This is a genomic window from Nitrosopumilus sp. Nsub, assembly GCF_001541925.1.
Lineage (GTDB): Archaea > Thermoproteota > Nitrososphaeria > Nitrososphaerales > Nitrosopumilaceae > Nitrosopumilus.
The window spans coordinates 1-7,306 of the sequence record NZ_LQMW01000013.1 but is presented as its reverse complement, the minus strand read 5'-3'; the positions used below and the strand labels follow the sequence as shown (position 1 = coordinate 7,306).

General features: G+C 31.1%; 7 protein-coding genes. 1 reads left to right on the top strand and 6 read right to left on the bottom strand.

What is annotated here, in order from left to right; translation table 11 throughout:
* Nucleotides 1–123 precede the first annotated feature (123 nt).
* From AW732_RS02750 to AW732_RS02740, 3 genes are all read right to left on the bottom strand, one after another.
* Nucleotides 124–441, bottom strand: a complete 318-nt coding sequence (locus AW732_RS02750; protein ID WP_067958179.1) for a hypothetical protein — start codon at nucleotides 439–441, stop codon at nucleotides 124–126.
* A 140-nt stretch (nucleotides 442–581) separates the two neighbouring features.
* Nucleotides 582–2,759 (bottom strand): sensor histidine kinase, encoded by a 2,178-nt coding sequence (locus AW732_RS02745; RefSeq protein WP_067958178.1) that lies wholly within the window; start codon nucleotides 2,757–2,759, stop codon nucleotides 582–584.
* Nucleotides 2,760–2,996: 237 nt separating this feature from the next.
* Nucleotides 2,997–3,305: a hypothetical protein gene (locus AW732_RS02740; RefSeq protein ID WP_156416054.1), complete on the bottom strand. Its 309-nt coding sequence runs from the start codon at nucleotides 3,303–3,305 to the stop codon at nucleotides 2,997–2,999.
* 147 nt (nucleotides 3,306–3,452) lie between these two features.
* Between AW732_RS02740 and AW732_RS02735 the strand changes: the two genes are divergently transcribed.
* A complete protein-coding gene (locus AW732_RS02735) occupies nucleotides 3,453–4,148 on the top strand; it encodes an archaellin/type IV pilin N-terminal domain-containing protein (protein WP_067958173.1) in 696 nt (231 codons plus the stop codon).
* Between the two features lie 148 nt (nucleotides 4,149–4,296).
* Here the strand turns inward: AW732_RS02735 and AW732_RS02730 are convergent, their stop codons facing one another.
* The 3 genes from AW732_RS02730 to AW732_RS02720 form a co-directional block, all read right to left on the bottom strand.
* Entirely contained in the window at nucleotides 4,297–5,724 is a 1,428-nt protein-coding gene (locus AW732_RS02730; RefSeq protein WP_067958171.1) for a PAS domain-containing sensor histidine kinase, read from the bottom strand.
* Between the two features lie 44 nt (nucleotides 5,725–5,768).
* Nucleotides 5,769–6,890, bottom strand: coding sequence for a HAMP domain-containing sensor histidine kinase (locus tag AW732_RS02725; protein WP_067958169.1), 1,122 nt, complete (start codon nucleotides 6,888–6,890; stop codon nucleotides 5,769–5,771).
* Nucleotides 6,891–6,959: 69 nt separating this feature from the next.
* Nucleotides 6,960–7,306, bottom strand: a 347-nt coding sequence (locus AW732_RS02720; RefSeq protein ID WP_156416053.1) for a response regulator, incomplete at its 5' end; no start/stop codon positions are given.

Below are 7,306 nucleotides of genomic sequence, written 5' to 3'. Positions count from 1 at the left end.
AAACTCATCTGCACAGACTTTGCCATTTTCAGTTAGTGTAACTTTGTGCCCCTTGCCTTCTAACACTAGTTTGTATTGGTTTGAAATGTCCTCTTCGTCTTCGGCAATCAAAATTTTCATTAATTATGTACTATTTGTCAAGTAATTATGTTTTACATCTATCACAATATCTTTAATTGTTACTGACTCTTGTGTGACATCAAATCTCTTTTTTAATGAGTTTATTGCTTGCATTTCCATAAAATCTGCACCTGCACCTAGTAGTTCATGTAAAACATCCATAATTACATCTGAACATTCTGACATTTTTTTAATATCTACGCCTGATTTTAATGCACGTCTGAAAAGAATTTCTGCCATGTTCTCACCAAACATTGAAACCAATTCTGCAAACATTGTCACATCTAATTCCGAACGAATAACTTCTGATGAATTTTGCATGTGTTGAATTATGTTGGATAGTATAAAAGCAACCGTATGTTCATTTGAAAAACATCATTTGAATAATTATGTTATTTGTATTTTTTTTTGATCTGTATTCTGATATGTTGTCTTTACTGGTTATCTTTACACATATTTTTTTACTGTTTTTTTGGTATTGTAAATGAAATTGTTGCACCGTGATCTTTTTCATTATGTGCAGTTATTGTACCATGGTGTCCTTTGATGAATTTTTGTGAAATGTACATTCCCAAACCTGTTCCTTTTTGTTCTATGTCTGATGTCTGTTTTGTTGAAAATTTTTTAAAAACTTTATCTAATACATCTGGATGTATTCCTTGTCCTGAATCAGTTATTGATACTGTGATATTACTTTCATCTGTTTTTACTTTTATTGTTATGCTGCCTTTCTTTGTAAATTTAATTGCATTTGATAAAATATTATCTATTACTTGTGTGATCTTGCCTCGATCTGCCTCTATTTCACAATTTTGATAATTTTTAATGATTTGAATATCTTTTGAAACAATTTGTAATGCTCTCTTTACTGATTGTTCTATTATTTCTTTAATATCGAATTTTTCAATATTCATTTTTAAAGTGTTTGATTCTATCCGACTAACTTCAAGCATGTCTTCTGTAATTTTTTCAAGTTGACTTGCACATTCCATCATTCCATTTATTGCATCTTCTTTTGAAATGATTCCTTCTTTTGCCATTTCTCCAAAATTAATCATAGGTTGTAATGGTGTTCTTAATTCATGCGATGCTATGTGCGTAAACTCTCTTTCTGTTTTTATTTTTTCTTTGATAATATTTTCATATTCTATTTGTTTTGTGATGTCTACTCTGATACTTGTATATCCATTATTATTTTTTGATCTATTTGGGGCAATAATTGATATTGTCCAATAAAGTGTCCCATCCTTTGCTTTATTTTGTATTATCCCTCTCCATGTTTTTCCTTCAGTGATGGTGTCCCATATTGTTTTATAATAAAAATCTGGATGCTTGCCTGACTTTATGATTCTATGATTTTTCCCAATTAACTCTTCTTTACTATACCCTGATATCTTGCAAAACTCTTCATTGGCATACGTAATGTCGCCCTTTAGGTCGGTTCGAGATACGAGGGCAGCTTTGTCTAAAATTTGCTCAATTGTCTTCATGTCTTCTATTCCCTTTGCTACTGACTGTTTCATGTTTTCAAACTCTTTGTCTAAAATTTCAATCTCGCTTTGTCCAGTATATGATGATGATGATGATGATGATGATGATGATGATGATGCACCAAATCTAATGACTTTGTCTCGAAGGGAGTTGATTGGTTTTGTAATCGAACGTGATACTATGACACTAATGAGTATTGTAGTTGCAATTACTGTACCATTAATTATTAACAGATTTACTGCAAGTTCTTGTGTATCTGCTGTAGCTTCAGATATGTCAATTTTAGTAACTATTCCCCACTCAAATCCTGGGATGTAATCCCATGCAGCAATGATTGGCTCTCCTCGATAATCTATGCTTTTACCCTTGTCTGAAATTTTTTGCACTGCCTCTTGCATTGGCAGTGCTGTATCCTCACCAATTACTCCGTGCATTGTTAATCCTGGATTGTCCCCGTGTCTTACTTCATTTACAAATGTAAATCCTGAACCTGTTCTCATTGCAAGTAATGACTCTCCAGTATTGCCAAGCCCTGAATATGTGGAAATTGTTGGCAGTGCATTATCTAGATTAATTTCTGCATTGATGTATCCAATGTGTTTACCATCTTGACTAAACACGTTTCTCAACATATGCAATGATACATGATTTTCATCAAGATATGCTGGAGTGGTAAATATCTCGTCTTCGTCTAAACTCACTGCACCGATTTTATCCCACAGCAAATCTCCTATCTCATCTATCTCATCTGGATTTGTTGCATAAAGGATTATGCCTTTATTGTTAAGTATCTCTACATTTTCAATATCTGCTCTTTCTTTGTTGTACTCGCTTAACTGAGAATCAAGCATTGCAGTTGCATCTGCAAACTCTTTGGAGTTTGGCACATCTTTGAATTTATCTAAAATTGGTATGTTGTGTATGACGTTGAAATATTTTGAAATCAAGGCAACATCTGATTTTAAATCTGTGTGGTAGTCTGAGATCTTTTCTTTTTTTACATCCAGTAACCCTTGCATTTTTTTTAGGATTTCTGATTCTAGTGCAGCTGATGCTGATGTGTAAGATATTGCAGATGTTACTACCAGAGATATGGCAACTAGTGCAATAAATGAAATTAGAATTTTTTTAGATACTGTAATTGACATGAGTTATTCTTTATTTACGTAATATTGTATGTTTGTTTTTTAGATTTATTCATATATCATATTTTCAGTTAATGGTTGTACCTTGTAATTTGACATAAAATCATGACATTTACAATATGGGCACATTACTGCATCAGTAAATACTAAATCTAAACAATCCATACATACTTTCATGTTTTGATATTTTATTAAATATTAATAGTTACAATGAATCATTTGTAGTCTTTTGTAATTTTTTTATTTGTATTGTTCAGCAATAATTGTCTTGATCACTTTTGGTAACTCTTCATCTGAAAAATCAATAAAAGCCATCTGGATCTCTAATTTTATTGCTTCTGAAAGATAGTTGCCACCTTCACCAAAAATACTCTTTATTGCAGACATTGTCATTTCTGGATTTTCAGAAATTCGTCTCAAATCTATTCCTTGTTGTGCTAATGTTTTTCTTAAATGATCTAATGTTTGCTCTGACAAAATTTTCTGAAAACAAGAATACGTTATTTCGCTAATTTCATCTTCATATCGAATCATTTCAGATTCATCCATGTTGTATTTCATACATTTTTAATTTTGTATCCTATGTGCGATCAAATTAACATTTTAGTTAAAACATTGTGACTTTGATCAAATCTGAATCGTTTGTTCAAACTAAACACACCACACCATATAGTCTAATAATTCCCACACATCATCATGACAAAATTGACCAAACGTCGTGGAGTACTCGGAGTCGAGTCTGCAATAGTTATGATTGCATTTGTAATTGTAGCTGCAAGTCTTGCCTTTGTTGTACTTAACACAGGTTTCTCAACCACACAACAGGCCAAAGAAACCATAATGTCAGGTCTAGAAGAGTCAGCAAGCAACGTTCAGATTTCAGGAAGCGTAGCTGGTGTCTATACAGTAGATGCTGGAGGTGATTCTGCCAAATTAGATGTGATTTCAGTTCCATTGAAAATCTCATCAGGAAGCAATCCTGTGAATCTAGCCGATGAAGTAACCCAAGTCAAAGTTTTGACTAACAGCATTTCTTATGAAGATGTTTTAGCAAAAACTTACTCTGGTGCTACCATGTACACATCAACTAGCACTGCAATTGCAGCAGCAGTTACAGATAATACATTTGGTGCCGGTGATCCAACAGCTGCAACTCCTACAAATGCTGCAGCAACTTCTGGTATCATCTACTTTACATCAAATGCTGATGCTGACTCTCATTTAGAGAGAGGTGAAAATGCAGTCCTTACAATCGTCTTTAAAGCCGGTGAAGGACCAGCACACAATGAGCCAATCCACATCGAGTTACTTGGTGAACAAGGCGCAGTACTCTCTATTGACCGATTCATCCCAGCACTAATTGATGCTGACAAATTCTATGATCTAGGATAGTCAGAAATCAAGATAGACTGATTTTTTTATTTTTTTAGACTTTGAAAATCTGATGTTAATTGTATTTGTTATTTTTAATTATACATTTTTTGACTCATGTATAATGTATTGAAAAATTATTTTTTTCATCTGTGTTGTGTATTGTTTTTTAACTTAATTCTACTTTGTGATTTTGTGATGATTTTAGAGGCATTGTGATTTTAACACTAGTTCCATGATTTGGATTATTCTTTATTGTTATTGTCCCTTCATGTGCTTCAACTATCTGTTTTGTGACATACAAACCCATTCCTGTTTCTCCACTGTCATGAATTTTTTTAAAAACATCTTCTTTAATTTTTTCTGACATTCCAATTCCTGTATCTGTAATTGTTATTATGACAAATTCATCTTGACAAACTAATTTTATTGAAATATATCCTTTTTTTGTAAATTTTTTTGCATTTGAAATAACTTCGTAAAATACATGTTTTATTTTTTGAACATCTCCACTCATCCAACCTTTCTCCAAATTCGTAGTTATCGGAATTTTGCACTCTATTCTTGCTTCTTTTACTATGTCTCTTAATATCTCATCTAACGAAAATCTTTGTTTGGTAATTAGTGGTTCTTTTTGTAATTTATTAAATCTCAATAATTCGTTTACTGATTCAAGTAATCTATTTGTTGATCTTTTTATCCCTTTAAATGCATCATCATTTGAGATCAATTCTTTTTCAGCCATGTTTACATAATTGATGAGTGGTTGAATGGGTGTCTTAATTTCGTGAGATGCTCTACCTATAAAGTTTTGAAGCATTTCTTTTGATTTGACATATTCTGTTATATCTTGATATGTGACGATAATTGTATTTACATTATTTCCTACTTTTTCAAAAGGCGCTATTATTACATTAAACCATTTGTTACTTGTATTGTCATTTATCATTCCTTTCCATTTTCTTTTAGAATCTAGTGCTTCTGTTATTTTTTTATTGTATTGAAAAAGCCCCTTTGTAGCTAATATGTTAAATTGTGTTTCAAAAATTTCTTTTTTATTTTTATTGATTTGTGATAAAAATTTGTCATTTACATAAACTACTTCACCATTCTTTTTTGCAACCACTACACTTGTATCAAATTTAACAACATCTAATAATGAATTAATTTTCCCCTTGTCTGTATTGGATTCTCTTAACAAATAATCGTACTTTTCAAATGTGTTTTCTTTAGCCTCATATGTTGAATTTTCATTTGATTTTGCAATTTCATCTATTTTTAATGCTAAATTTGCAGGTAAAATTGGTGAATTTATTTGAATTAACAATAAATCATTTTTTATTGGGCATGCAATTTTTACCATTCTATCATACATTGCCATTGACCACCTTGGTTTTTCTTTATTCTGTCCATCACTAATTCTACTGGCCCATCTGAAATGGGCTTTTAATGCCTCTTTTTTTTCATCTTCAATAGATATTGTTTGGATTTCTTCTCTCCATCCTCCTGCAATTTTTTTACCTTCTTTACTCCAAATTGCAGCATATTCTACATGCAAATATTCATACATTTCATCACACACTGTGCGTTGATTCATAAATTATATTCTCATCTCTTACATTTAATATCTATGTTTTATTTTTAGATTTTTTGTTCAATTGGAATTTCAACTGTAAAAACTGTTCCTCCATCCCCTGAGGCATTCTCCCCTTTTATGGTACCTCCATGTTTCTCAATGATATTTTTACATAAAAATAAACCCATACCTGTACCTTCTTGCAAATTTTTATTTGATCCCATTGTAGAGAACTTTTCAAATATTTTTGGTAATATTTTTGGATTTATCCCATAACCGTTATCTGTCACTTTGATTTGGATTTTGTCTTTCTTCTCATTGTATGATGCAACTATACTCACTGTTCCTTTGTCTGTAAACTTGACAGAATTACTTACCAAGTTATTTACCACTTGTCTTATTCTTACTGGATCAGCGTTTATCACTATACCATCTTCGATGTTTGCAACAAATTTTATTTTTTCATCACTTGGATATGATTCTGCAACATCTTTTAGCATCGAACTTAGTGAAAATTCTGATTTGTTAAATGACATATTCCCACTTTCGATTTTTGTTACATCCAATAAATTATCTGATAAACTGATCAATTCATCAACTGATTTTCCTATCCCTTCTAACGCTTTGTCTTTTGACATTCTTCCTGTTTTTGCTAGTTTTACATAATTTCTGAGTGGTTGTAATGGTGTTTTTAGTTCATGTGATGCAATATGCAAAAACTCATTTTGTATCTTTTGTATCTCTTCAATTTTTTGTTGATAGGATATTTGAGATGTAACTTCATTACTAAATGATACATATCCTATAACGTCTTGTAATTTATCATATACTGGAAATATGACTGTTCTATTCCAATAATTAGTCCCATCTCTTCTTTTATTTTTTATTAATGCCTTCCAACTCTTCCCTGATTTTATTGCTTTCCACATATCTTCAAAAAATGATTCTGGATGATGTTCTGATTTGATTATGTTGTGTGATCTTCCAATTAGATCATTTTTTTCATATCCACATGTTTGACAAAATAAATCATTTACATATGTAATTTTACCACTTGTATCTGTTGTACTGATAATGCATATGTTAGATACCCCCTTGATTACTGATTCTAAAAACATCGAATCCTTTAGAAGTGTCTCTGCTCCTAAAAAAATATTTGAAAAATCTAAAAATGCGTTTTCTTTCATTATTTATTTCAAAAAAAGCAGACATTAAAATTATTTGTGTTGATTTTCACTAATGTCATTTTATTTCATTTAATTTTCTTCTGTTATATTTTTTATATCTGACATAATGTCTATCATTTCATCATGTGTGATGTTTCCATCCTTTTTTGATATGTTCATATTAAATTTTTCAACCATTGTATGCATTTCTGTGCTTTCCAACACTGTTACCATGTCGTTTATTTTGAATGGTTTTTTTATAATCTCTGTAATTCTTTTTAATTTTTGAATTTGTTTTTCTATTGTTTCATCTAAATACGCTGAGGCAAAAATTATTCTCTGCTTTGGATTTACATTCAAAATACTTTTTGCAGCCTCAAACCCGTCCATCACTGGCATTTTATAATCTAAAACGACACAGTCAAAGTCAGGATTTG

Excerpts from the sequence above, each read along its gene's own strand:
- AW732_RS02750 (WP_067958179.1), bottom strand. The coding sequence starts at position 441 with ATGCAAAATTCATCAGAAGTTATTCGTTCGGAATTAGATGTGACAATG.
- AW732_RS02745 (WP_067958178.1), bottom strand. The coding sequence starts at position 2,759 with ATGTCAATTACAGTATCTAAAAAAATTCTAATTTCATTTATTGCACTA.
- AW732_RS02740 (WP_156416054.1), bottom strand. The coding sequence starts at position 3,305 with ATGGATGAATCTGAAATGATTCGATATGAAGATGAAATTAGCGAAATA.
- AW732_RS02735 (WP_067958173.1), top strand. The coding sequence starts at position 3,453 with ATGACAAAATTGACCAAACGTCGTGGAGTACTCGGAGTCGAGTCTGCA.
- AW732_RS02730 (WP_067958171.1), bottom strand. The coding sequence starts at position 5,724 with ATGAATCAACGCACAGTGTGTGATGAAATGTATGAATATTTGCATGTA.
- AW732_RS02725 (WP_067958169.1), bottom strand. The coding sequence starts at position 6,890 with ATGAAAGAAAACGCATTTTTAGATTTTTCAAATATTTTTTTAGGAGCA.